Here is a 22,923-nt window from a genome sequence, read left to right on the forward strand (position 1 = left end):
GTTGAAACCCTTGCCACACCTAGAAGGTGATCCTAATTAAGACGGGTAAATCAGTCAATTTCACCCACAACGATGATCTTTTTTTTATGTAGTTTTATTGCAAAAAAAAAGTTTTTTTGACAAAAAGCACAAAGTATGATATTAACCAACGTATTTCTGGCTGCGAGTAATTATTAAACCTCTTGCATAATTAATTTTTCAGGGTTCAAAAACGGCAAAAATAAGGATTAAATGGCATAAAGTGTGTAAATAGACCATTTAACTGATTATTATTCATTCTTAATTCTCCTGACTCCTGACTACTGGCTACTGACTCCTAACCCTAACAACAATTTTTGGTTTTTACAAGAGGTCTATTGTAGAGGGGGAGAAGGGAGAGGGGAGAAGGGAGAAAAGCTGACGGCTTCAAGATAACTGATCACTGATCACTGAAACATCACCCATCTTAAGTAGGGAGGCACAATTATTTGTAGGATGGGTTAGCGGTAGCGTAACATAATCGGGCGTTGGGTTTCATGCTTCAACCCAACCTACGTTCTGATCACTGAAACATCACCCATCTTAAGTAGGGAGGCACAATTATTTGTAGGATGGGTTAGTGGTAGCGTAACATAATCGGGCGTTGGGTTTCATGCTTCAACCCAACCTACGTTCATCTCCCGTCTCGGAGTCTCGGAGTCTCGGAGTCTCGGAGTCTCGGAGTCTCGGAGTCTCGACTAGGAAATTAATTTTGCACGACTACTTAACATTTCCCCAGTATTCTCAAAATCGAATAGTATAGATTGAAATAACTCAATGTACGCAAACCTATGGATGGCAGCTTAATCCTGTTCAATATTCTCAATCCGCCGGTTTTGTTCTTTTTCTTAGGAATGCTGGCAGTATTTTTTAAATCCGACCTAGAGATTCCCCAACCACTGCCTAAACTCTTTTCTCTCTATCTGTTGATGGCGATTGGTTTCAAGGGAGGTTATGAACTAGCGGAAAGTGGCATCAATAACCAAATTGCTTTAACTTTGATTGCCTCTGTGGTTATGGCTTGCATCGTTCCCATTTACACTTTCTTTATCCTGAAAATTAAACTCGATAGTGCCAATGCAGCAGCGATCGCAGCAGCCTATGGTTCCATTAGTGCCGTTACTTTCATCACCGCCAGTTCTTTTTTAGAAAAACTTCATATTTCCTATGGCGGTCACATGGTAGCGGCCTTAGCTTTAATGGAATCGCCGGCGATTGTAGTGGGTTTAATCCTGGTGCGAGTCTTTAAAGAGAAAAATGGCGAAGAAGAAGCGTTTTCTTGGTCAAAGGTTCTACATGAAGCCTTTTTAAATGGTTCGGTATTTCTCTTAGTCGGTAGTGTTGTTGTTGGTATGCTCACGGGGGAAAAAGGCTGGGAAAAATTACAACCTTTCACTCAAGGGATTTTTTATGGTGCTTTAACTTTCTTTCTCCTAGATATGGGATTAGTGGCTGCGAAAAGAATTCGAGAATTAGGCAAAACTGGTTCTTTTCTCATCGGTTTCTCGGTGTTCATTCCCGTCATCAATGCTATGGTGGGGATTCTCATTGCTAAGGTTCTCGGATTTGAACAGGGCAATGCTTTATTATTCGCTGTTTTGTGTGCCAGTGCCTCTTATATTGCTGTTCCTGCGGCCATGAGAATGACTGTTCCCGAAGCGAATCCTAGTTTATACGTTTCTATGGCCTTGGCTTTAACTTTTCCTTTCAATATCATCATCGGTATTCCTCTGTACCTAGAGATGATCAAAATCATTGGCTGTGGAGTCTAAAAAGCCCGGCGGGTTTTGAATAATTCCTGTCAAAATTGTTCTCTTTCACTTGTCCCTTTTTGTACTTAACTACCATGCTTGAATCCCCTCATCCTTCCCTACAAATTGTCAAAAAAGTGGACATAATTGTTAGTCATGCTTTTCTGGAAGAAACCTTAAGCGTTCTTGATGTTGTCGGAGTTTCCGGTTATACCGTCTTTGGCAATGCTTCGGGAAAAGGCGATCGAGGTTTATCCTGTGATGACTTCGATTGTGATTACAGTGGTAGCTACATTATGACGGTTTGTAATAGTGACGAACAACTTAATCATCTGATCGATAAAATTCGGCCTATTTTAAAAAAAGCTGGCGGAATTTTTGTGGTGACTACGGCCCAATGGCTAACTCATTAGACCTCTCGTAAAAATCAAAAATTGTCGTAAGTAGGGAGGCACAATTATTGGTAGGATGGGTTAGCGGTAGCGTAAACTATGCGGGTGTTGGGTTTCATGATTCAACCCAACCTACGTTCATCTTATATTTAATTCCCCCACCTACTTAGTTAATTAGGAGTCAGTGGTCAGGAGTCAGCAGTCAGGAGAACAATCTTTTCCAGTTTAGAATTTATCTGTATCTGGTCTGGGGCCAACAGCGCCAGCAGGATTAACAAAAAGATTACCCCCAGCTTCATTTTGGAAGATACAATCGATTTTCGGTTTGCCTTCCAAGGGGCCGGTATAACCAAAGGTATTCATCCGGTTTTTACAACTTTGTACCTGCTGTCCATCGACTAATTTTTGTTGTTCTAAAATTGACCAGTTATTGCGTCGCAAAACGCAACCGGGTTGCATGACTGGTTGGGTGACAAAAACGTTAAAGGGGTTAAGAGTGACATAAACCCGCAAATCGGTGACAATGGCACTGGCCCCAAATTGCACGCATAATTCTGCATTGGGGGCGCTGCGATCGATTACTTCCCGGGAAGCGACGTTTTCGGGGCTAAAATTAGCGGTAGAACTGAATACCAGACCGAGACCCACCCCTAGTACAAAAATACCGCCAATCAGGGCGATCATGGCATAGTTTAATTTTGCTAATAGGCCCCCAGCAGCCGAAGCGCGGGAGTCATCCCCATAGGATCGGTCATAATCACGATCGCGCGATCGGGGAGGAGTATAACGAGGTCTTCTATTCATAGAAATTTCTTTCTCCTGTGGCTGCTATGGCGGTCAGTCGTTAGCTATTAGCTTATCATTGTTCTATCCTAGCAACCCGGGGGATAACCGACAGGATAGGTCTGGTATAGGGCTATATAGTTTTTTTTGGGTTAGTATGCTATGGTGGATGACTAAACAGAGTAAGTCAGCCTAATCCAAGTTTCTATGCTAGATATTAGCTAGACAAATTCGGAGCGGAGGAACCACATTTGGGGGCGTATTTCTAGATTTTTTAGCCTAGAAAAGGATATCTCTCTATCCTAGCCCGTCAGCTAACTTCGTCGGCGTGGGGGGGAAGACTGAAACATCACTACATTCCTAGCAATGTCTTGATCGGTTCAGTTATGTCGCTGGTACTACTTGATAGTCATAACTTACAGGAGACATTGTTTATGGGGATTCTCATGTCAGCTTACCGATCGCAACAATTTTAAGATTTTCCGTAGATAACCATATTTTCTATGAGTTTGCTGTACATTCTTTGGGCAAACTTTTAGTCCTATCGAGAAACCGAAAGTAAAAACAGGATCAAAAATGCTGGAATCTTTACCAATGTGGATTGCTGCGATGACTTTTATTGCAGTCATTGTGGTTATTATGTTCGAGTGGCTCCATATTACCGTAGCGGCTTTATTAGGAGCTTTAATCTTAGTTTTTACCCATATCATGACTCTCCAGGAGGCGGTGGGTTATATCAGTCGTAGTTATGCCACTCTCGCCCTATTTTTTGGGGTGATGGTGTTAGTGAGAGCCTTTGAACCAACGAAGATTTTTGATTATTTAGCAGCACAAATGGTGCTTTTAGCCAAGGGACAGGGCAAATTATTACTAATAGGAATTGTTGCCATTACTACCCCAATCTGTGCGGTATTACCCAACGCCACCACGGTGATGTTATTAGCACCTCTAATTCCTCCATTGGCACAGGATATAGGTGTGGATTTTGTGCCGCTCTTAATCCTGATGGTTTTCGTGGCCAACAGTTCTGGATTATTAACTATTGTTGGTGATCCCGCTACTTATATCGTCGGTGATTCTATTAATATCACCTTCATGGAATACCTACAGCGTTTGAGTTTAGGTGGGGCATTGGCAGTAATTACCATTCTGGTGATGTTGCCTTGGTTATTCCCCAAAATCTGGCGGACAAAATTCGAGCATTTAGAAGACTTACCCCATCCGAAAATTAATCATCCTCGCGTCTTAGCTCTGGGGGGAATTATCGTATTTTTAGTCTTATTTTTATTCGTGGTCGGTGAATCTTTTCCTGTACCCCTTGCTCCTGCTGCCGTTGCTTTGATGGGGGCAGCTTTAGCCCTACTTTTAGCCCAGCAATCGAAGATAGATACGGTTCATAATATTCTCCGAGATGTGGACTGGAGTACCCTATTATTTTTCATGTCAATTTTTGTCCTAATTGGCGGCTTAGAAAAAACTGGGGTAGTTAATAGTGTCTCGGGATTTCTGGCGATAATTTTAGGCAAAAATATCTTTTTAGGTTCTCTAGTCTTGCTGTTTTTTGTCGGTTTTGTTTCCAGTGTCGTTCCGAATATTCCCCTAGTGGTGGCGATGGTTCCACTGCTGAAACAGTACCTTGTTAATGTTAATTTAGTCGGGACAGAGGTTCTTTCTCCCGATTATGCCGGTTCTTTTCCCCCGGAAGTTTTACCGCTTTTCTACGCGATGATGTATGGGGCCACCCTAGGGGGTAATGGTACTTTAGTGGGGGCTTCTTCTAATATTGTCGCCGCCGGCATCGCTGAACAACACGGGGGCAAAATTACTTTTCATACCTTTCTGCGCTACGGTTTACCAGTGATGTTTACTCAGTTAGTCGTCTCGGCAATGTATATGTTAATTTTCTTTGTCTAGTCTATCTCCGGTGGCATTAATGTTAAGTTCGCCTAAGATTGACAAAAACGTTAACATTGATTAACATTCTCCTATCGTGCTAGATAATCTGGATTGATCGGCGATCGTGAACAAAAAAATCTCTGTTTTAGCACCAGATTTATCCGGTGGTGGTGGCACAAGAGTCTATTTGATTGCTCAAGTCTTGCAACAGCTAAACTGTCAGGTGACGGTCTATGGTCCGATTTTTGGCCGGGAAATCTATCCCACCCCACCGGGGAATTTACCCCTGGTATCGGTCAAAGGCAATAATTATCCCCAGTTTTTTGGCCAGATCAAAACTTTACTCGATCGCCTCTCCGGAGAGATTATCTACGCGGTTAAACCCCGTCCCACCAGTTTTGGCATCGGTTTACTGAAACGTTTTTTTTCCCCACGTCCCCTAATTCTCGATATTGACGATTGGGAAATGAGTTGGTTTGGTGGCGATCAATGGTCCTATCGTCCTCATCCCCGACAATTAGCTAGGGATATCCTCAAAAAAAATGGTGCGCTTAGGGACCCGAATCACCCTCTCTATCTGCGTTGGATGGAAAATTTAATTAACCGCGCTGATGCGGTGACGGTTAATAATCAATTTTTGCAAAAGCGCTATGGGGGGATTTATTTACCGAATGGCAAGGATACGCAACTTTTCGATCCCAATCTCTACGATCCTGTCGCTTGTCGTCAAAAATACGGTTTATCCGCCTATAAAGTCTTAATGTTCCCGGGTACTGCTAGACCCCACAAAGGTTTAGAAGATGTCTTAATCGCTTTAGATAAAATTGCTGATCCTGATTTTAAATTGGTGGTGGTGGGAGGTCGCCAAATCGGGGATGGCTATCTGGATAGTTTGCTAGAAAAAGGTCAACCTTGGTTAATTCATTTACCTGCTCAACCGATCGATCGAATGCCGGAAGTTATCGCCGCTGCCCATGCTATTATCGTTCCCCAGAGGGATGAAGCCACGGCTAACGCCCAATTTCCGATTAAACTCACCGATGGTATGGCGATGGCTAAACCGATTATTTCCACTAAAGTGGCAGATATTCCCGAAATTTTAGCTGATATTGGCTATTTAGTCGAACCTCGATCGCCAGAGCAACTAGCTGCTATGATTAGCGAAGTTTTTAATCATCTCGACTCGGCTAATGCACGAGGACTAAAAGCGAGAGAGCGCTGTATCGCCTCCTATAGTACCACCGCCATGGCGACAACTCTCTCTGGCATAATTACTTCTCTGGAAGGGAAATATTAGTTGACCGTTGACTATTTACTTTATTACTTGCGATGAATCCTAATCAAATTCTCCTTAAATATACGCTTAAATACTGGATATTAGTGATTTCCAGTATTGTTATCGGCTTTGTCAGTACCATATTTAATGGCGTAGGAACTGTTTTAGTTATCCCCTTACTAATTTCTTTTATTAATCCCGAAAATGATCTTTTAAAAAATGCCCCCCAAATTATCAAAAAGCTGCTCTCCCTTTTCGAGGTTTTCTCGGTCGATACTCGTTTTTTCTGGATGTTTGCGGCGATATTATTAATTTTAATTCTCAAGCACATTACCAATTTTGTCAGTAATTGGCTAGGCACTTACTTGTCTTTGATTATGGCCAAAGATATGCGAATTGATTCAGTTATTCTGTTGCTAGAAGTGGATATAGATTATTATGTAAAAAGTAAAATAGGAGATATTTTTAATCGTTTTATGTCCGAGATTAATCGAGCCGTGGGATCAATTAGAAATTACATTGGCTTGGTTAAGATTATCGCCACAGCTTTCATGTACTTGGCTATTTTATTATCAATTTCTTGGCAATTGACTATTCTTTCTAGTATTTTGGGTTGCTTTTTAGCTCTGCTTAATCAATACTTTGTCAAGAGATCGAAAAAGTTTGGAGATATTATCACCGTAACGGCTAAACAGCAAACTAATAAACTGTTGGAACTGTTAACGGGAATTCGCCTAATTAAAGCGGTAGGCAATGAAAGATACGAATTAGAATCTATTGTGGAAGATATCGAAGCCAGGGAGAAAGCGGGTTTAGATGCCCAGACTAATAATGCTGTAATCGCCCCGCTCAATGAGATCGGCGGGGTAATTATTATTGCTTTAATTATCATTGCTGGTCGTTATCTTTTCAATGAACAACTGCAAGCTTTAGCGACAATTTTATTGACCTATCTCTATGTACTTTTCCGGGCCCTGCCGATAGTTAGTCAAATTAACAGTGCTAGGGGTAGTCTATTGGGTGATGTTTCCGCAGTAGAGGTGGTAGCGGATTTTCTCATTCGAGAGAATAAACCATTTATGAGCAATGGCTCTATTCCCTATCAAAGATTAGAGACAGGTATTCATTTTGATAACGTCCAATTTTCCTATCCTGGTCATCAAGAATTAGTTCTCAAGGGCATCGATCTTTGGATTCCAAAAGGAAAAATGATCGCTCTTGTTGGTGCTTCGGGGGCGGGAAAATCGACAATTGCTGATTTATTACCACGCTTTTATGATCCTACAGCCGGGAGGATTCTTTTTGATGGTCACGATTTACGGGATTATGATCTCAAATCCTTGAGAAAAGCGATGGGAATAGTCAGTCAAGACACTTTTCTCTTTAATAATTCTCTCCGTTTTAATATTGCCTACGGATTAAGCGATGTTAGTGATGCAGAAATTTTAGAGGCGACAAAAAGGGCGAATGCCTACGAGTTTATCTCCAAACTGCCGGAAGGACTGGATACGGAAATTGGCGATCGGGGAGTGAGACTTTCGGGGGGACAAAAACAAAGACTAGCGATCGCTCGTGCCTTACTGCGAGATCCGGATATTCTCATTCTCGATGAAGCCACCAGTGCTTTGGATACAATTTCTGAGCGTTTAGTACAGGAAGCGATCGATGAACTCTGTCGCGAGCGAACTACTCTTGTGATCGCTCACCGTCTTTCCACTGTTCAAAAAGCCTATCAAATTGTGGTGCTAGACAAGGGAAAAGTGGCAGAAATCGGCAATCATGAGGAATTATTAGCTCAAGGTGGTCATTATGCCCGTTTACACGCTCTGCAATTTAGTGATAGCAAAGAGGCCGACTCTAAGAATAGGGAAGATGAGCAAAAAAGAAAAGCTTATTTATCCTACGAAGCGAGAAGCAGTCTTAATAGTCTTTTAGGTTCTTTGCGTCTAGTATCTGAAGATTTAATCGAAGATTCTCAGGAGAAACAGGAAATTTTAGAAGAATCCTGTAGTTCAGCTATGCGACTTCTCCATATTATCGAAGACTACGAGTATTCCTCGACTCGATAGATCTCCTGCAAAAATCAAAAATTGTTGTCATAGTAAATCCAGTTATTAAAAACTGATTATTTATTTCCCCACCCCCCTGCCCCCCTAGGGCTGTTTCATTCTCCATCTTAAAACAAGAAGTCAGAGAGAACGTAGGTTGGGTTTCATGCTTCAACCCAACGCCTGCATGGGTTACGCTACCGCTAACCCATCCTACAAATAATTTTGCCTCCCTACTTAGTTGAATAATCGTTGCAGAAAAGTGCTTCGATCCCGCAGGAAAACCTGAGCGCAATTGCGCCCCGGCATTCCCGAAATTGAGCCGCCGGGGTGAGTTCCTGCCCCAGTTAAATAAAGGTTTTTAATTGGGGTTTTGTAGTTAGCTATTTCTGGCAAAGGACGCAGGAAAATCATCTGATCTAAGGTCATATCAAGATGATAGTAATTACCTTTATAGGAACCCAAACGATTAGCTAATTCGGCCGGACTTTCCACCCGACGGGCAATGAGCGAAGATTTGAGATTGGGAGCATAATCGGCCAGTTTATCAAGAACTCGATCGGCCACGCGATTTTTTAATTCTTCCGTCCATCCCGTGCCGTTTAATCCTGTTCCCTCGGCCCCGGCAATCTGATAGGGGGCAAAAAATTCGATCCAGAGGGTATGCTTGCCCTGGGGAGCCATGGAGGGATCGAGAATAGTGGGGACATCTAGGTACATCGAGGGATTTTCGTCGGGAATCTGCCCCAAAATCGTTAAAGCGTGGGCTTGTTCAACGTGACGCACGGAATCGGCGATGAGAATCGTTCCCTGTAAATACTCCTCTTTGTGATCGTAAGCCTCGAACCTTGGCGCTTCGGCGAGGGCGCAATCAATTTTAAGAATTGTTTCATTGTTATTGACAATTCGCCGTTCTACCCTTTCTCGCAATTCCGGATCGGCGGCATCCACATCGGCGGGAGCGACTAACTGTAAAAAAACTCGTCTAGCGTCAATATTAGAGATAACAGCCGCTTTTGCCAGATATTCCTGTCCAGAGTCCACCCTAACCCCGATCGCTTGTCCTTCCTCAATTAGAATCTGTTTAACTTTCTGCTCGGTTAAAATCACCCCACCGAGACTGACAACACATTTCACCAGAGCCTCGGTTAGTGCGCCTGTACCACCACGAGGGCGAGCCACCCCGGGGGAGTGACGCATCGCCATCATCATCATCCCGGAGGTAATCCCTTTTTGGGAGGGAGGAGCGCCAATTTCTGCCGCTAGACGAGCCAGGGGTGCTTTGACAAATTCGCTCTCAAACCACTCATTGAGGACATCTTCGGGGGAAGTAATCATCGTGCGGATGAAGTCGAGCAGTTTCTTTTTTGAGCCGATCGCTTTCCAGACACTAGCTAAGGCACTAGAGTTATAATTGCGGGCGATTCTGAGCAAATCTTGGGGGGGAGCGTTAAACCAAGGACCGATCGCATTCATCAACTGTCCCCAATAGTCGATAAACTGAAGGTAGCGATCGGCATCTCGCGGACAAAACTGGGCAATTGCGGCGTGAGTTTTTTCCAGAGAGCGATAGGAAAGAAAATATTGGCCAGAGGGATGGGGACAGAAAACGGTAGGATCGAAGAATAAATACTCTAATCCGTGGCGTTTTAGCTCTAATTCCTCAATTACTGGTCCTAAAAAGATAAATTCGTGATCGATCGCACAGAGATTAAACTTAAAATCGGGGGCCAGATCCGGGATAACCGCTTCTGTGGTAGCCGCTCCTCCTGGTACGCTACGCTGTTCGAGAAGGAGGACGCGATAACCAGCTTTGAGGAGATAGGCGGCACAAACTAAACCATTATGCCCCGCACCGATGAGGATGACATCGTAACTTTCCATGCAGTTTCAAAAATTCCTATTTTTAATTTTGCGCTTTTCTTGACCCTAATATGTTAAAAATAGTTAAAGATTAGCTGCTGTCAGCAGATTTCAGCGAGCAATTATCAGTGAGCAGGTAGAAAACATTTAATTTTTCCTTTTTTTTATGAGTTCTTCCATCAAAGTTATGCAACCATCGGGTATTTTAGATGGCAACCAAGCCAGCGAATTTCGCCAAGAAATTGCCGAAGCCGTGCAGGGAGGTTCAGAGGTGATTATCGTTGATTTCAAGGATGTCACCTTTATGGATAGTTCTGGTTTAGGTGCGCTAGTTTTATCCTTAAAAACCGTGCGTTCTGCGGGGGGTAAAATATTTATATGCTCGATTAATGAGCAGATAAAAATGTTATTTGAATTGACCGATATGGATCGAGTTTTTGAAATTTTTAATAACCGAGAAGAATTAGAACAAAAAATCCTCGGAGGTTAATCAGTGAAAATCCACCTGCATAATCGAAAGATCATCGTTAAAATTACCATCGAATTGTAAAGCTTGAATTTCTTCAATAAAATTATCGAGATTTTTGGCGTAATTACAGTGATAATTTCGTAAAGATTGAATAAAGTTCTCCAGTCCCCACATCCTCCCATCAGCACAATCGATCTCGTAAATTCCATCGCTAAAAAGATAAAGGCTACTGGGTAAATTCAGGGATTGAACCTGATTAGTATATTCCGCTTCTGGAAACATTCCGATGGGAAAACCGGGGGCTTTCAGTCTGGTTTCAATCATCTGGCCAAAAGGTTTTTTAGTCAGGAGAACTGCCGGGGGATGACCCGCGCTGGCATAGGTTAACTGTTGTTGTTTCTGATCATAAATCCCGTACCAAATAGTAAAATATTTATCATTCTTAGGACTGATTTGATAAACTTGATTTAACCCTTGTAAAACCTGATTAGGTTGATAGTAATTCACCTGACTTAAACCACGGGAACGGAGAAGATGAATCACCGAAAGGGAAGGTAAAGCCGCTCGTAAACCATGACCCGCCACATCTAAAAGATATAACATCAAATGGTCATTATCTAACCAATAATAATCAAAACCATCGCCCCCCAATCGACGAGAAGGAAGGAAGCGAAAATCGATAGCAAGTTTTGGAGAAATGAAAAATTCGGGTAACAGCGATCGCACATAGTCCGCCGCCTCCGCTAACTCCATTTCTAGTAATTGTTTTTGCGCTTGCAGATCATGACTTAATTGATGCAAACGTATTCCCGCACGCACGCGCGCTCTTAACTCATTAATCTCGATCGGTTTACACAAAAAATCATCGGCCCCCGCATCCAATCCCTTCACCCGATCCTCCACCGATCCCAAAGAAGTTAAGAGGATAAAAAAAGTCGTTGACAGTTGGGGATTAAGCTTAATTTGCCGGCAAACTTCCAACCCATCGATCCCCGGCATCATCCAATCACAAATAATCATCGCCGGTTTTAGTTGCCCCGCTTGCTTTAATCCTTCTTCCCCATCACTGGCAACAAAAACCTCGTATTCCTTCTGCAAAGCGCGGCTCAGAAACGTTTGAATTACTCCATCATCATCAATTACTAGAATTCGTACCATCTTTTTTGTAACTCAACTATCTCCATCTTACTGCCTACCCCCGACCCCCTGACGGATGACTTTGCTTGTCCCTCAAGATGGGATTAAATCCAGAATCGAGCTAACACATCATTCATAGTTTGGGAAAAATGGTATAACTTCTAGCGTAAGGCATTGCAGAGGTAAACCGGGGGTGAAGATTTCTTTTCAGGTAGATAGCGATCTCAGGTCCTTAGATACCGTTTTAAAGTATTTTGAGCAACTTGAATCAGCGGGCATTCCCCAAAAAGACTGGCTCCAGTGTCAGCTTGCTCTTGCCGAAGGTTTTACCAATGCAGTCCGTCACGCTCACCGACACCTACCCCCCGAAATTCCGATCGAGATCGAGATCGAGATTACCCCCCACCAGATGGAACTTCGCATCTGGGATCGGGGTTCCGTCTTCGATTTAGAGGGCTTTATCGAGAAAAATGCCCATCTTGACCATAGTTTCTCCGGTCATGGGCAAGGACTGCCGATACTCCAAAAAATCGCCGATCAACTCAGTTATACTCACACTGAAGATCAGCGCAACTGTCTATTAATTATTAAACAATTTTCCCGCCATGAATCCGATCGCACCCCTAGTTTCTCCTAGTTGGTTAGTGACTAATCTCGATCGCCCCGATCTGATGGTTATTGACTGTCGTTTTCAGTTAAACGATCCCGATCTCGGTTATCAAGAGTATTTAGCCAATCATATTGAAAATGCCTTCTATTTACACCTAGATCGCGATTTATCGGCTCCCGTTGCCCGTCATGGCGGCCGTCATCCTTTACCGAATCCGCAGACAATAGCCGCTAAATTAAGCTCTTTAGGGGTGATTTCCGGTCAAACCCATGTCATCGCCTACGATGCCTCCCGTTTTGCCTTTGCCAGTCGTCTCTGGTGGTTATTACGTTATCTCGGCCATGAACGAGTCAGCATTCTCGATGGTGGTTGGCAAAATTGGTTAAATGCCGGTTATCCCGTCTCTAATCAGATACCTGTGCCGAAAACCGGCGCTTTTCTCCCCCAAGTTCAACAGGATTGGGTAGTGACGATCGAGGAGGTAAAAAGGCAAAAAGAGCAAGGGGGAGTGGTGTTAATTGATGCCAGGGAAAGCGATCGCTATCGGGGTGAAAGGGAACCGATTGATCCGATCGCCGGTCACATCGAGGGGGCGCTTAATTATCCCTGGTTGGAAGTCACCGATAGTCAGGGTTTTTCTCAACCCCAGGACCTGCAAACACAACGTTGGCAAGAGCGGCAAGGCGATCAAGAAATTATCCTCTACTGTGGTTCAGGAGTGACAGCCTGTGTTAATATCTTTTCCCTGACCCTAGCCGGATACGACAATGTTAAGCTATATTCTGGAGGTTGGAGTGATTGGTGTTCCTACCTGATCTAACCAGCCTTGTTGATACCCATCTATCGAGAAAGATTATCAAAATGACCTAATTACTGTACAATCCCCCTATTATCACTTTTAATTATTCCGAAACTATTATCTAATTTGTCTCCTCAGTGGGTGGGTGGAATTAAATATAAGATGAACGTAGGTTGAGTTGAAGCATGAAACCCAACGCCCGATTATGTTACGCTACCGCTAACCCATCCTACAAATAATTGTGCCTCCCTACTTAGACAAAAAAGCTAATTTTTATTTTAGTTGCTATCTTTTTGCTCTCAAATCACCGCTATTCCCCAAAGAATAGTCGTTTTCCCCCGTAAAATTACTAAAAAGTAATTTTATAGTTAAACTCTATAAAAAATTAGGTATGTATTTTGTATGACAGAAGCCGGTCTTTGTCATTGTAATGGTGGCACCCGTCCGAAAGATCGCCTTTCGATTTTTGTGGATGGCAATAATATGTTTTATGCTCAACAAAAAAATGGTTGGTTTTTTGACCCGCGCAAGGTGTTAAATTACTTCACCAACGACCCGAATATCATGTTAATTAATGCCTTTTGGTACACGGGTTTAAAAGATTCCCAAGATCAAAGAGGTTTTCGCGATGCTTTAATTAGTTTGGGTTATACAGTGAGAACAAAAATTTTGAAAGAATATTATGATGATAGTTCCGGTCGTTTTTCCCAGAAAGCTAATTTAGATATCGAAATTGTCGTCGATATGTTTAATACCGTCGATCAATACGATCGAGTGATTTTATTTAGCGGTGATGGCGATTTTGAACGAGCGATCGAACTATTGCGCTCTAAAAATACTCATATTACCGTAGTTTCTACGGAAGGGATGATCGCTAGGGAATTGCGAAATGCCACCGATCGCTATATTGACCTGAATGATATTCGCAAAGATATCGAAAAAAGTGATTATTAATCGGCCGTTTTGTCTTTAAACCGGCTATTTATCCCATTTTTCTTTATTGGTAGTCCTCACCCCAACCCTTCTCCCAGAAGGGGATAGGTGAGGCAATTAACCATCTCTTGTTTATTTTTCCTTGAGTCGAAAGAGTAAAAACTGATTGACCTGATTCGGATTAAAATTATCATCACTGACTAAAATCAAAGAGCGACTACCATCAGCTAATCTTGGACCGAGGGTCATTGCTTCTAAATTATCTAAATCAATCCCCAAAGTCCCTAAATCTAGTAATAATTTTTTCCGCAAGGGTTGCACCTGTAAAGCTTCTAATTCCCCCGGTATCCTGGCGATTTTCGAGGTATCAGTGGCACTCCCGTTAACTACCTGAAATAGTTTCGCTCCAAAACCTTCTAAACCAAAAGTTCGCTCTAAACTGAGAAAATAACCCTCTTTTTCTAAAGCTAATAATTCCGTTAAACCGTAGTATCTCGCACCGCTGGGTGGCTCATCTAACACATACAACTGTTCCGATACTAACACAGGCGCACCAATCGGATCGATCAGATAATGAAGAAGTCGCACTCTGAGATTTTCTGCTCTTTTTCCTGTGGGACTATCTTGAATTAAAGCGCTTTCTGTGGCAGTAAACAAACGAAAAGGATCGTCTTTGAGAGTGCTGGTAATCCCTAAAGTTAAGGATTCAAACCCTAAATTATCCTGTATTCCTTTCTGATTGCTATCATCCGGTAAAAAGCGATTAGGAATTAACAAAGACTCCTTTAATTGTCCCTGCAAATCAAATTCAGCAATAAAAGGAGCAATTCCCTCTTTAACCGCACCTTCACTGGAAATAAACAAAGTTTGTCGGGGCGAAAAAGCGATACCTTCTGGGTCGATCGATCCCTTTTTAAAAGTTTCTCCCTTGCCATCTTTTAGGAACGTGACTGCCTCTAAATTCACTTTTTCGATTTTTTCACCATTTATCTGCAAACTAGCCCGATAAAAGCGGGCTGGAGCTTTCTGAGAACGATCATCACTGAGGAGATAAAAGCGGTTATTGGCGCGATCGTATGTAATTGCCGATAATCCCCCCACCCTTGTCCCTTGATAATCCGCTTGTGGTAATTGATATTCTCCCAAAAACTCGATCGAGAGGGGTAGAAACATTCGTTGTTCTGCCAAAACTTGCGGGGAGACACCACAGGCAGCCAGACTAAAGGTTACAATTAAACTAGCAATTAAACCCAAAATTGGGAAACGGAAATTTTCGGCAGTCAGTCTCTTATAGAATCGATCGATCACAAAATATCATCCTCTACTACGCTCTTATCAATCTATTATGCTACGTTTTTCTCTCAGTTTATGGCTCTGTTTGATCGGTACTTCCCTTCCTCTCCTAGCACAAACAGAAACCCCTGCACCCAATCCCCTCGAAACTCCCCTAAAAAGTCCTTTATTACCCGGAATCGATCGCCCTTTAACTCCCTTGGAGCATCGTCAACTGTTATTATACATCGATCAACGCGATGCTGAAGCTCAAGCTAAATACAATGCGGGATTAAATGAGGAAGCTTTTCCTATCTGGTATGAAGTGATTAAATTAAATCGTTATTTAGGAGCCAAAGAAGAAGTAAAATCTTTGGGAAAAGTGGGGTTAGCAGCTTGGAATCGAGATCGAACCGAGGATGTTAAATTAATTACTGCTCGTTTAAAATCTGTGCAACAAACCGCAGAAACTAACCAGACAATGGACGGGGAATTATTAGCATTACTAGGTACATCCTATCAACAGGTACGAGCTTTTAATGAGGCGATAATCATCTATGATCAAATCCTAGCTAATGCCAGAAAATCAGGGGATAATGTGGCAGTAGAAGCAACTTTAAATCAACTTGGTCAAATTCATTTATCCCGTTTTGATTATCAAAAAGCCGCCCCAGTTTACGAAGAATTATTAACTATTTCTAAGGCGCAGAATAATTCTTTAACTCAAGGAATCTATCTGCAAAGATTAGCAGAAATTTATCGAGAATCTTTGCAACCAGCTAACGCAGTAAAAATTAAAGAAGAAATAGCTGAAACCCAGATCAGAAATCAGCAAATACAGTTAATTCCCGATCTAAAAATTCAAATTGGTTTAGATTACCAAGCTTTAAAAGATGCCAATAAAGCCAGCCAAAACTTTCAAGAAGCCTATTCTCTCGCTTTTGCTTTACAACAGTACGGCACCGCAGGAGAAGCTTTAAATAAGTTGGCCGAACTTTACAAAAGTTATCAACAGGTAGATTATGCTTTACAAATATATCAAGAATTAATTAAAGTCCATGAATTGGGTTATAATTACTACGGTTTAATGAACACCTACGATCAAATCGGTCAAATTTATCTAGAAAGAAAAAATTATCCCCAAGCTTTACTCGCTTTCCAAAAAGGTGCGGAATTAGCCCAAGCTATCCGTTATCGTGAACAATATTTTCAAACCCAAATCACCCAAGTTAATCAAGCAATAAATAATCCTGAACAGTGATCTTTAAGTCTTTGAATAGTTAACTAATGGACAGGAAAATGGGGAAATGGGGAAATGGGGGAATGGGGGAATGGGGGAATGGGGGAATGGGGGAATGGGGAAATTCAACTAAAACCCTAAAACCCCAACACCCTAAAACCCCAACACCCTAAAACCCCAACACCCTAAAACCCTAAAACCCTAAAACCCTAAAACCCTAAAACCCTAAAACCCTAAAACCCTAAAACCCTAAAACCCCAACACCCTAAAACCCAAAACCAAACCCACCAATGGAAAATTCCTATTCTGAATTAACCGAAGACTTGCGGAAATTGCTGCAACATTTGCCCCACTTAAAAGATGGCAAATGGATTCAAAGATCTCTAGAAGCAATAGTCAGAATTGCCGAGGAGGAAATTGATCGCCTGGATTGGAAAATTTTAACCTATGCGATCGAAGATCTAGAAAAGGGATTTCAGATATTTTACCCCTACCGTCACATTCGTAAACTGACCATTTTTGGCTCGGCACGCATCAAACCCGAGAGCAGTGAATACCGTCTCGCAGTAGAGTTCGCACGCTGTATCAGTCAATACGGTTTTATGGTGTTAACCGGTGCCGGGGGTGGCATCATGCAAGCAGGGAATGAAGGCGCCGGACGGGAAAATTCCTTCGGATTAAATATTCAGCTACCCTTTGAACAGGGGGCTAATCCCTATATCATAAATGATGCCAAATTAATCGACTTTAAATATTTCTTTACCAGAAAACTATTTTTTCTGCGGGAAAGTGACGCAGTAGCTTTATTCCCCGGTGGTTTCGGCACCCAAGATGAGGCCTTTGAGACGCTTACCCTCTGTCAAACGGGTAAATACGGACCTGCACCCCTAGTATTAATTGATGAGCCTGATGGGGACTACTGGCAAACTTGGCAAGCACAAATTAGTGAAAATCTGCAAAAAAGAGGACTGATATCCGCCGAAGATCGGAATTTTTATACTATTACCAACGATCTAGACCACGCTTGTCAAACAATTCGCCACTTCTATCGGGTGTATCACTCCAGCCGTTTTGTGGGAGAATCCTTTGTTATTCGTCTTAATCACGAACTAAGCGGGGAACAGATCGAACAAATTAACCAAAACTTCGGCGATATCGTAGTTAAGGGGAAAATCGAACCTAGTAAAATTCTAGAACGAGAGAATCGGGATTCCAGCCACCATTTACCTCGTCTAGTTTTTTACTTTAACGGCAAGAGTTACGGACGCTTGTATCAATTAATTGATCACATCAACGATTTAAGTCCTGTAGTGACCCTCGAAGAGCATCCCGAGAGAAAATAAACCCTAGGCTAGAGTTTCCGGACAGTATCCTAAACCCTTAGTAAATTGTTGCCGAAAAGCCTCTATATCTTGCTGATCCGGGGTACCATGGGAGACGATCGCCACTTGGTAACGACGCATGACATCAATCGGGGATTGTCCTGTTTCCAAACTCCAAAAAACCATCTGGAGACGCATTTCCGGTTGATAGGGAATCCCTAACTCATTCATGTAGGCGCGAAAATCCCCGTGTTGGCAAGGAGTAAGCATTTGATTAAACTTGACCTTGACCACCCAACCGTTAATCTGATGGATAACCGTCATCACGGAGGAGGGTAGATGAGTCATCGATCGCAGGTATTCGGTGACTCGTAGCGTTAGACTAGCGTTAGCAAGAAAATAGAGATAGTCCATAGTGGCCGCTGGGATGTTGGCTAATAGTCACGATTAGTGTTATATCTCTAGTCTGACGATAAACCGTTCCAGATACCAAGGGGAGAAATCCCCGATTTAGTGAAGTTCGCCTGGGTAGAATTACCCAACTTTTGCGAAGATCTTTATGATGATAATGACGATGATCCCTGACCAATCACTCTCCAGCTACGATTATCACCTTCCTCCGGAGTTAATTGCCCAAAATCCCGCAGAACCCCGAGACAGTTCCCGTCTTTTGGTGGTAGATTCTCCCAATAGTCATAATTTGGCTATTTTTCGGGATTTACCCACTTGGTTAGAGCCGGGGGATTTGCTGGTTCTCAACGATACCCGCGTGATTCCGGCCCGTTTATTTGGACGTAAAATCACAGGCGCACCCGTAGAAATATTACTATTGGAAGAACAGGATGACCATCGTTGGTTATCTCTGGTGAAACCGGGAAAACGCTTTAAAGTCGGTTCAGAAGTCCTTTTTTATCCGAAAACAGGGCGAACGGAAGACCAAGCAAAATTATGGTTAGCGAAAGTAATCGATCGAGATCTGAACACCAGTGGTCGTCTGCTGGAATTTCAGCGTCATCCCGGACGCAGTTTTTGGGATATGTTGGAGGAGTACGGTCATATTCCTTTCCCCCCCTACGTCACCGAATCAGAGGCGGAAGAAGACCGTTATCAAACAGTTTACGGTAATAAACAGGGTTCTGTGGCCGCTCCCACGGCCGGATTACATTTTACTCCCGAATTATTCCATAAGCTCGCCCAGAAGGGTATAGATACCACCTATATCACCCTTCATGTGGGAGTGGGAACCTTTCGTCCCGTGGAAGTGGAAAATATTACAGAACACCTAATGCACCGGGAATTTTTAGAGATTTCCGCCGAAACTGCCGAAAAAATTGCCCAAACAAAGGCTAGAGGTGGCCGGGTTATCGCCGTAGGAACCACGGTAGCTCGCGCCTTGGAAGGGGCAATTAAAGAAACTAAGAGCGATAAATTAACCGCTTTTCAGGGAAAAACCAATTTATTTGTCTATCCGGGTTATCAATGGCGGGTTATCGACGGCATGATCACTAATTTTCACCTACCCAAGTCCAGTTTGATGATGTTAGTCAGTGCCTTAGTCGGACGGGAAAGACTACTGGCATTGTATCAAGCAGCTATCCAAGAACGTTTCCGTTTCTATTCTTTCGGTGACGCTATGTTAATCCTACCCAGCGCTTGCAGCAGTAATCAGTAAGTAGTTGGACAAAATTACATCCACACCCTAGAAAGAAGGAGGAGCAGAACTGCGGAAAGGGCAACAGGAAAGGGGAAAAATATGTGTAAGCGGCCCGCGCATCTAAATTGGTCTAGGTCGATTATCGAACCACCTCTAGCCTGTTGTCTATCCTAACCAAGAAATGAAAAGAAAAGATATTAAAATCGGTCGCCGCTATTCTAGCAAACCCCTGCAAATATTTTTAATTATTGCCTTCATTGTCGCCGCTCCCTTTGCTATTTTTTATCTTATTGCCTTGGCTTATCTTTGGCAAGGCGATCAACTTTTGGCCGCGGGGGAGAAGGAATCGGCTCTGTCTGCTTACCGAACAGTTTTATCTTTTGACGAAAATTCAGTCCAAGCCCATATAAAAATCGCTCAGGTCTTGCAAAGTCAAAAACGCTATTCTGAAGCCTTACAAGCATATAATCGTGGCTTTATCGTTAATGATAAACCACCGATGGAACCCTCCCAAAGTAATTATTTAGTGGCTTTGGGGGATATCTTCGCGCAGGAGGAAAAATGGTCAGAGGCGATCGATGCTTACCAAAAAGCAATTATCATTAAACCAACTTTTAAAGCGCAATTTCAGCTAGGAAAAGCCCTCTATAGTTCACAACGTTGGGATGAGGCGGCGAAAGCTCTGCAAGCAGCGGTTTTTCTCGATCCTACTCAGGGAAAAGCCTATTTTTATCTGGGAAAGGCCTACAGTGAACAGCAACTCTGGCCAGAGGCCAGTTATGCCTATCAGCAAGCTCTAGAATTGATACCTAGTCAGGGTGAAACCTACAAAAAATTAGGAGAAACCCTAGCAAAACAGGGAAAATGGGAGGAAGCAGAGCAAATATATCGGCAGGCTTTAATTTACGCTCCTAAAGATGGGGATATTTATAATTATTTAGGCGAAGCTTTAGCGGAACAGGGAAAACTAGGGGAAGCCATGGCAGTTTTTCAACAGGCGCGGCAAATTAGCCCCAAGAATGCTAATATTTACGAAAATCTTTGTTATACCTATATCAATAGTGGTCAGATCGATGAGGGTCTAAATTGGTGTCGGCAGGCCGTAGAAATTGATCCCAATTTATCAGAAGCTAGATTTATTTTACAGGAAATCCAACGGGGGCGATTAATTCACGACAATCCCGAATTATTAAAAATGCCAGAGATAATTCCCAGTGTTAAGAGTGATCCTCTGGTGAATTTAAAACGCTCAATTGTTAAAATTATCGTGCGCGGCAAAAATAACAATGGTATCGGCACTGGTTGGTTATTAAAACGAGATAAAGATAGAGCTTGGATCGTAACTAACCGCCATGTGGTGACGAATTCCCGTCAAGAAATCGATGCAGAGGCACGCATTTTTGTGGAGTATTATAGCCAACCAACCCAGGGGAAAATCCGCAAGCGTTCAAAAGCTAAAATTCTCCACATTAACCCAGCTAATGACTGGCTCGATTTAGCAGTATTAGAGGTAAAAAATCCCCCCCCAGATTTAAAACCTTTAGCTTTAGCACCCCTACCAATTGCCCCTAATCAACCAGTAATCTCGATCGGTAATCCTTTTAATCAAAAAGATTGGACTGTCAGCAAAGGCACGGTTAATGATAATAATGAAAAATCCTTAAGTTTATCCATGTTTGTCGTTTCTGGACAGTCGGGAAGTCCAGTTTTAAACGATAAAAATCAAGTGGTGGGAGTGATTTCCCAAGCGAGTTTATTTTGTGATAATCCCTCCACTCCTAAACCCCTAGAAAATGCCGTTAGATTGGGCTGCGGTTTCGCAATTCCCATTGACAGAGTGCGAGAAAGGTTAAGAGAGTGGGAATTATGAATTGGGAAGTGGGGAAGTGGGAATTATGAATTATGAATTATGAATTATGAAGTGGGGAGGTGGGGAGGTGGGGAGGTGGGGAAGTGGGGAAATTGAACTAAAACCCTAAAACCCTAAAACCCTAAAACCCCAAAACCCCAAAACCTGTCTCCTGTCTCGGAGTCTCCTGATAACTGCTATGCTACTCTAGGCAGAAAACCATTCGATCGAGAACACCGTGGCTAACCAAGAAGCAACTTCCCCCGCTATTCGTACCCCCTTATACAACTTAATTGCCCAACAAACCAGCAAATTTACCCCTTTTGCGGGTTGGGAGATGCCGATACAGTTTAGCGGCCTAAAAACCGAACATAATGCTGTCCGCAACGGTGTCGGGATGTTTGACATTTCCCACATGGGCAAATTTATCTTAACTGGCGATAATCTGGTTCAATCTCTCCAAACCCTAGTTCCCTCTAATTTAGCCCGTTTAAGGGCAGGAAAGGCACAGTATAGCGTTTTACTTAACCCGGACGGTGGCATAATCGATGATATTATCTTTTACTACCAAAGCGAAAGCCAGGGCCTGTTAATTGTTAATGCCTCAACTACCGATAAAGATCGAGAATGGATTTTAGGCAATTTAGAGGGATCGGGGGTAAAATTAGCGGATTTATCCCGAGAAAGGGTCTTAATTGCCCTGCAAGGACCCAAAGCAGCCACAATTTTACAGCCCTTGATCGGGGAAAAATTAAGCGATTTTGGCCTATTTAATCACTGGGAAAGCCAGCTTTTCGGGGAAAAAGTTTTTATCGCCCGGACCGGTTACACGGGAGAAGATGGGTTTGAAATTATGGCCCCCCCTGAAATCGGGCAGCAACTTTGGACAGAATTCTTAAATTTAGGGGTGACTCCCTGCGGTTTAGGGGCCCGGGATACCCTGCGTTTAGAGGCAGCTTTAGCCCTTTATGGACAGGATATCGACGATAGCACGAGTCCCCTAGAGGCTGGCTTAAATTGGTTAGTTCATCTGCCAGAAAAAGGCGATTTTATCGGTCGCAATGTCCTCGAAGACCAAAAACTTAATGGTGTCAATCGGCTCTTAGTGGGATTGCAGATGTCCGGCAAACATATCGCGCGTCACGATTATCCGGTAGTATTCGCCGGGGAAGTGGTGGGTAAAGTCACCAGTGGCACTTTATCACCAACTTTAAACACAGCGATCGCTTTAGCCTATCTTCCCACACCTTTCGCCTCGATCGGACAAGCGATCGAAGTGGAAATACGCGGCAGCACCTACCCCGCTACCGTAGTTAAAAAACCCTTTTATAAAAGTAAAAAGTAACGTAACTACCGAGGTCTTGACCGAAAATTTGGGTACAAACCCCGCCCTTTAGTGTAGGGTCGGGCGGCTTTAAATAAATATGTATTGTCAACTTAAAGAATTTTGTGTTAAGACATTGATACTCGGTCGAGCAGTGTCAAAATGTTTGTACTAGAATACAAAGGTGCGATTCGTTCTTCTGAAAGTTAGTATAACAACCTAGCGTATAGAAGACAAGGAACAGTAACAACTGAACCTTGACAACTTATCTTCTGTGTAGGTGAGGA

At 42.9% G+C, this 22,923-nt stretch carries 19 protein-coding genes and 1 riboswitch; of the genes, 14 read left to right on the forward strand and 5 right to left on the reverse strand.

What is annotated here, in order from left to right; genetic code table 11:
- Positions 1 to 809: 809 nt before the first annotated feature.
- Both IM515_RS19850 and IM515_RS19855 read left to right on the forward strand, forming a co-directional pair.
- The gene (locus IM515_RS19850) at positions 810 to 1,790 is read left to right on the forward strand and encodes a sodium-dependent bicarbonate transport family permease (RefSeq protein WP_287627059.1); all 981 of its coding nucleotides are present in this window, start codon (positions 810 to 812) and stop codon (positions 1,788 to 1,790) included.
- A gap of 74 nt (positions 1,791 to 1,864) precedes the next feature.
- Positions 1,865 to 2,182: a P-II family nitrogen regulator gene (locus IM515_RS19855; protein WP_287627060.1), complete on the forward strand. Its 318-nt coding sequence runs from the start codon at positions 1,865 to 1,867 to the stop codon at positions 2,180 to 2,182.
- A gap of 204 nt (positions 2,183 to 2,386) precedes the next feature.
- Here IM515_RS19855 and IM515_RS19860 read toward each other — a convergent pair whose 3' ends face one another.
- Positions 2,387 to 2,965, reverse strand: a complete 579-nt coding sequence (locus IM515_RS19860) for a DUF3172 domain-containing protein (protein ID WP_193961675.1) — start codon at positions 2,963 to 2,965, stop codon at positions 2,387 to 2,389.
- A gap of 192 nt (positions 2,966 to 3,157) precedes the next feature.
- Positions 3,158 to 3,288: riboswitch (cyclic di-AMP (ydaO/yuaA leader) on the forward strand.
- 232 nt (positions 3,289 to 3,520) lie between these two features.
- Between IM515_RS19860 and IM515_RS19865 the strand changes: the two genes are divergently transcribed.
- The 3 genes from IM515_RS19865 (at position 3,521) to IM515_RS19875 (ending at position 8,185) form a co-directional block, all read left to right on the forward strand.
- Complete coding sequence (locus IM515_RS19865) at positions 3,521 to 4,858, forward strand: ArsB/NhaD family transporter (RefSeq protein ID WP_287627061.1); 1,338 nt, start codon at positions 3,521 to 3,523, stop codon at positions 4,856 to 4,858.
- Positions 4,859 to 4,964: 106 nt separating this feature from the next.
- Entirely contained in the window at positions 4,965 to 6,137 is a 1,173-nt protein-coding gene (locus IM515_RS19870; RefSeq protein WP_287627062.1) for a glycosyltransferase, read from the forward strand.
- A 32-nt stretch (positions 6,138 to 6,169) separates the two neighbouring features.
- Positions 6,170 to 8,185 carry an ABC transporter ATP-binding protein gene (locus tag IM515_RS19875; protein WP_287627063.1) on the forward strand — a complete coding sequence of 672 codons (2,016 nt, stop codon included), beginning with the start codon at positions 6,170 to 6,172 and terminating at the stop codon, positions 8,183 to 8,185.
- A 216-nt stretch (positions 8,186 to 8,401) separates the two neighbouring features.
- Here IM515_RS19875 and crtO read toward each other — a convergent pair whose 3' ends face one another.
- Positions 8,402 to 10,048, reverse strand: coding sequence for a beta-carotene ketolase CrtO (crtO, locus tag IM515_RS19880; protein ID WP_287627064.1), 1,647 nt, complete (start codon positions 10,046 to 10,048; stop codon positions 8,402 to 8,404).
- A gap of 145 nt (positions 10,049 to 10,193) precedes the next feature.
- Here crtO and IM515_RS19885 point away from each other — a divergent pair, with 145 nt between their 5' ends.
- Entirely contained in the window at positions 10,194 to 10,517 is a 324-nt protein-coding gene (locus tag IM515_RS19885; protein WP_287627065.1) for an STAS domain-containing protein, read from the forward strand.
- Here the strand turns inward: IM515_RS19885 and IM515_RS19890 are convergent, their stop codons facing one another.
- Positions 10,518 to 11,654, reverse strand: coding sequence for a SpoIIE family protein phosphatase (locus IM515_RS19890; protein WP_002764936.1), 1,137 nt, complete (start codon positions 11,652 to 11,654; stop codon positions 10,518 to 10,520). It lies immediately after the preceding gene.
- A gap of 172 nt (positions 11,655 to 11,826) precedes the next feature.
- Here IM515_RS19890 and IM515_RS19895 point away from each other — a divergent pair, with 172 nt between their 5' ends.
- The 3 genes from IM515_RS19895 (at position 11,827) to IM515_RS19905 (ending at position 13,996) form a co-directional block, all read left to right on the forward strand.
- Positions 11,827 to 12,270, forward strand: a complete 444-nt coding sequence (locus tag IM515_RS19895; protein ID WP_002764935.1) for an ATP-binding protein — start codon at positions 11,827 to 11,829, stop codon at positions 12,268 to 12,270.
- Positions 12,239 to 13,063, forward strand: coding sequence for a sulfurtransferase (locus IM515_RS19900; protein ID WP_287627067.1), 825 nt, complete (start codon positions 12,239 to 12,241; stop codon positions 13,061 to 13,063). Before IM515_RS19895 ends, IM515_RS19900 begins: the two co-directional genes overlap by 32 nt.
- A gap of 381 nt (positions 13,064 to 13,444) precedes the next feature.
- On the forward strand, positions 13,445 to 13,996 hold the full coding sequence (locus IM515_RS19905; protein WP_002751943.1) for a LabA-like NYN domain-containing protein: 552 nt from the start codon (positions 13,445 to 13,447) through the stop codon (positions 13,994 to 13,996).
- A 111-nt stretch (positions 13,997 to 14,107) separates the two neighbouring features.
- On the opposite strand, the gene IM515_RS19910 is transcribed toward IM515_RS19905, so the two are convergent.
- Positions 14,108 to 15,283 carry an esterase-like activity of phytase family protein gene (locus IM515_RS19910; protein WP_287627069.1) on the reverse strand — a complete coding sequence of 392 codons (1,176 nt, stop codon included), beginning with the start codon at positions 15,281 to 15,283 and terminating at the stop codon, positions 14,108 to 14,110.
- Positions 15,284 to 15,320: 37 nt separating this feature from the next.
- Here IM515_RS19910 and IM515_RS19915 point away from each other — a divergent pair, with 37 nt between their 5' ends.
- Together IM515_RS19915 and IM515_RS19920 are read left to right on the forward strand one after the other, a co-directional pair.
- Complete coding sequence (locus tag IM515_RS19915) at positions 15,321 to 16,508, forward strand: tetratricopeptide repeat protein (protein WP_287627070.1); 1,188 nt, start codon at positions 15,321 to 15,323, stop codon at positions 16,506 to 16,508.
- Positions 16,509 to 16,777: 269 nt separating this feature from the next.
- The gene (locus tag IM515_RS19920; protein WP_287627071.1) at positions 16,778 to 17,830 is read left to right on the forward strand and encodes an LOG family protein; all 1,053 of its coding nucleotides are present in this window, start codon (positions 16,778 to 16,780) and stop codon (positions 17,828 to 17,830) included.
- A gap of 3 nt (positions 17,831 to 17,833) precedes the next feature.
- Here the strand turns inward: IM515_RS19920 and IM515_RS19925 are convergent, their stop codons facing one another.
- A complete protein-coding gene (locus IM515_RS19925) occupies positions 17,834 to 18,223 on the reverse strand; it encodes a hypothetical protein (protein WP_002733765.1) in 390 nt (129 codons plus the stop codon).
- A 160-nt stretch (positions 18,224 to 18,383) separates the two neighbouring features.
- On the opposite strand from IM515_RS19925, the gene queA reads away from it, so the two are divergent.
- The 3 genes from queA (at position 18,384) to gcvT (ending at position 22,657) form a co-directional block, all read left to right on the forward strand.
- Positions 18,384 to 19,481, forward strand: coding sequence for a tRNA preQ1(34) S-adenosylmethionine ribosyltransferase-isomerase QueA (gene queA / locus IM515_RS19930; protein ID WP_287627074.1), 1,098 nt, complete (start codon positions 18,384 to 18,386; stop codon positions 19,479 to 19,481).
- 163 nt (positions 19,482 to 19,644) lie between these two features.
- Entirely contained in the window at positions 19,645 to 21,333 is a 1,689-nt protein-coding gene (locus tag IM515_RS19935; protein WP_287627072.1) for a serine protease, read from the forward strand.
- Positions 21,334 to 21,550: 217 nt separating this feature from the next.
- On the forward strand, positions 21,551 to 22,657 hold the full coding sequence (gcvT, locus tag IM515_RS19940) for a glycine cleavage system aminomethyltransferase GcvT (RefSeq protein ID WP_287627073.1): 1,107 nt from the start codon (positions 21,551 to 21,553) through the stop codon (positions 22,655 to 22,657).
- The last annotated feature ends 266 nt before the right edge of the window (positions 22,658 to 22,923 follow it).

It is taken from the genome of Microcystis sp. M44BS1, from assembly GCF_020244875.1.
Taxonomy (GTDB): domain Bacteria; phylum Cyanobacteriota; class Cyanobacteriia; order Cyanobacteriales; family Microcystaceae; genus Microcystis; species Microcystis panniformis.

Bases quoted from the DNA above. Each gene is read 5' to 3' on its own strand.
- IM515_RS19920 (WP_287627071.1), top strand. From the start codon at position 16,778: ATGGAAAATTCCTATTCTGAATTAACCGAAGACTTGCGGAAATTGCTG.
- IM515_RS19855 (WP_287627060.1), top strand. From the start codon at position 1,865: ATGCTTGAATCCCCTCATCCTTCCCTACAAATTGTCAAAAAAGTGGAC.
- IM515_RS19890 (WP_002764936.1), bottom strand. From the start codon at position 11,654: ATGGTACGAATTCTAGTAATTGATGATGATGGAGTAATTCAAACGTTT.
- crtO (WP_287627064.1), bottom strand. From the start codon at position 10,048: ATGGAAAGTTACGATGTCATCCTCATCGGTGCGGGGCATAATGGTTTA.
- IM515_RS19860 (WP_193961675.1), bottom strand. From the start codon at position 2,965: ATGAATAGAAGACCTCGTTATACTCCTCCCCGATCGCGCGATCGTGAT.
- IM515_RS19925 (WP_002733765.1), bottom strand. From the start codon at position 18,223: ATGGACTATCTCTATTTTCTTGCTAACGCTAGTCTAACGCTACGAGTC.
- IM515_RS19865 (WP_287627061.1), top strand. From the start codon at position 3,521: ATGCTGGAATCTTTACCAATGTGGATTGCTGCGATGACTTTTATTGCA.
- IM515_RS19915 (WP_287627070.1), top strand. From the start codon at position 15,321: ATGCTACGTTTTTCTCTCAGTTTATGGCTCTGTTTGATCGGTACTTCC.
- IM515_RS19905 (WP_002751943.1), top strand. From the start codon at position 13,445: ATGACAGAAGCCGGTCTTTGTCATTGTAATGGTGGCACCCGTCCGAAA.
- IM515_RS19935 (WP_287627072.1), top strand. From the start codon at position 19,645: ATGAAAAGAAAAGATATTAAAATCGGTCGCCGCTATTCTAGCAAACCC.
- queA (WP_287627074.1), top strand. From the start codon at position 18,384: ATGATCCCTGACCAATCACTCTCCAGCTACGATTATCACCTTCCTCCG.
- IM515_RS19885 (WP_287627065.1), top strand. From the start codon at position 10,194: ATGAGTTCTTCCATCAAAGTTATGCAACCATCGGGTATTTTAGATGGC.
- IM515_RS19875 (WP_287627063.1), top strand. From the start codon at position 6,170: ATGAATCCTAATCAAATTCTCCTTAAATATACGCTTAAATACTGGATA.
- IM515_RS19850 (WP_287627059.1), top strand. From the start codon at position 810: ATGGATGGCAGCTTAATCCTGTTCAATATTCTCAATCCGCCGGTTTTG.
- IM515_RS19900 (WP_287627067.1), top strand. From the start codon at position 12,239: ATGAATCCGATCGCACCCCTAGTTTCTCCTAGTTGGTTAGTGACTAAT.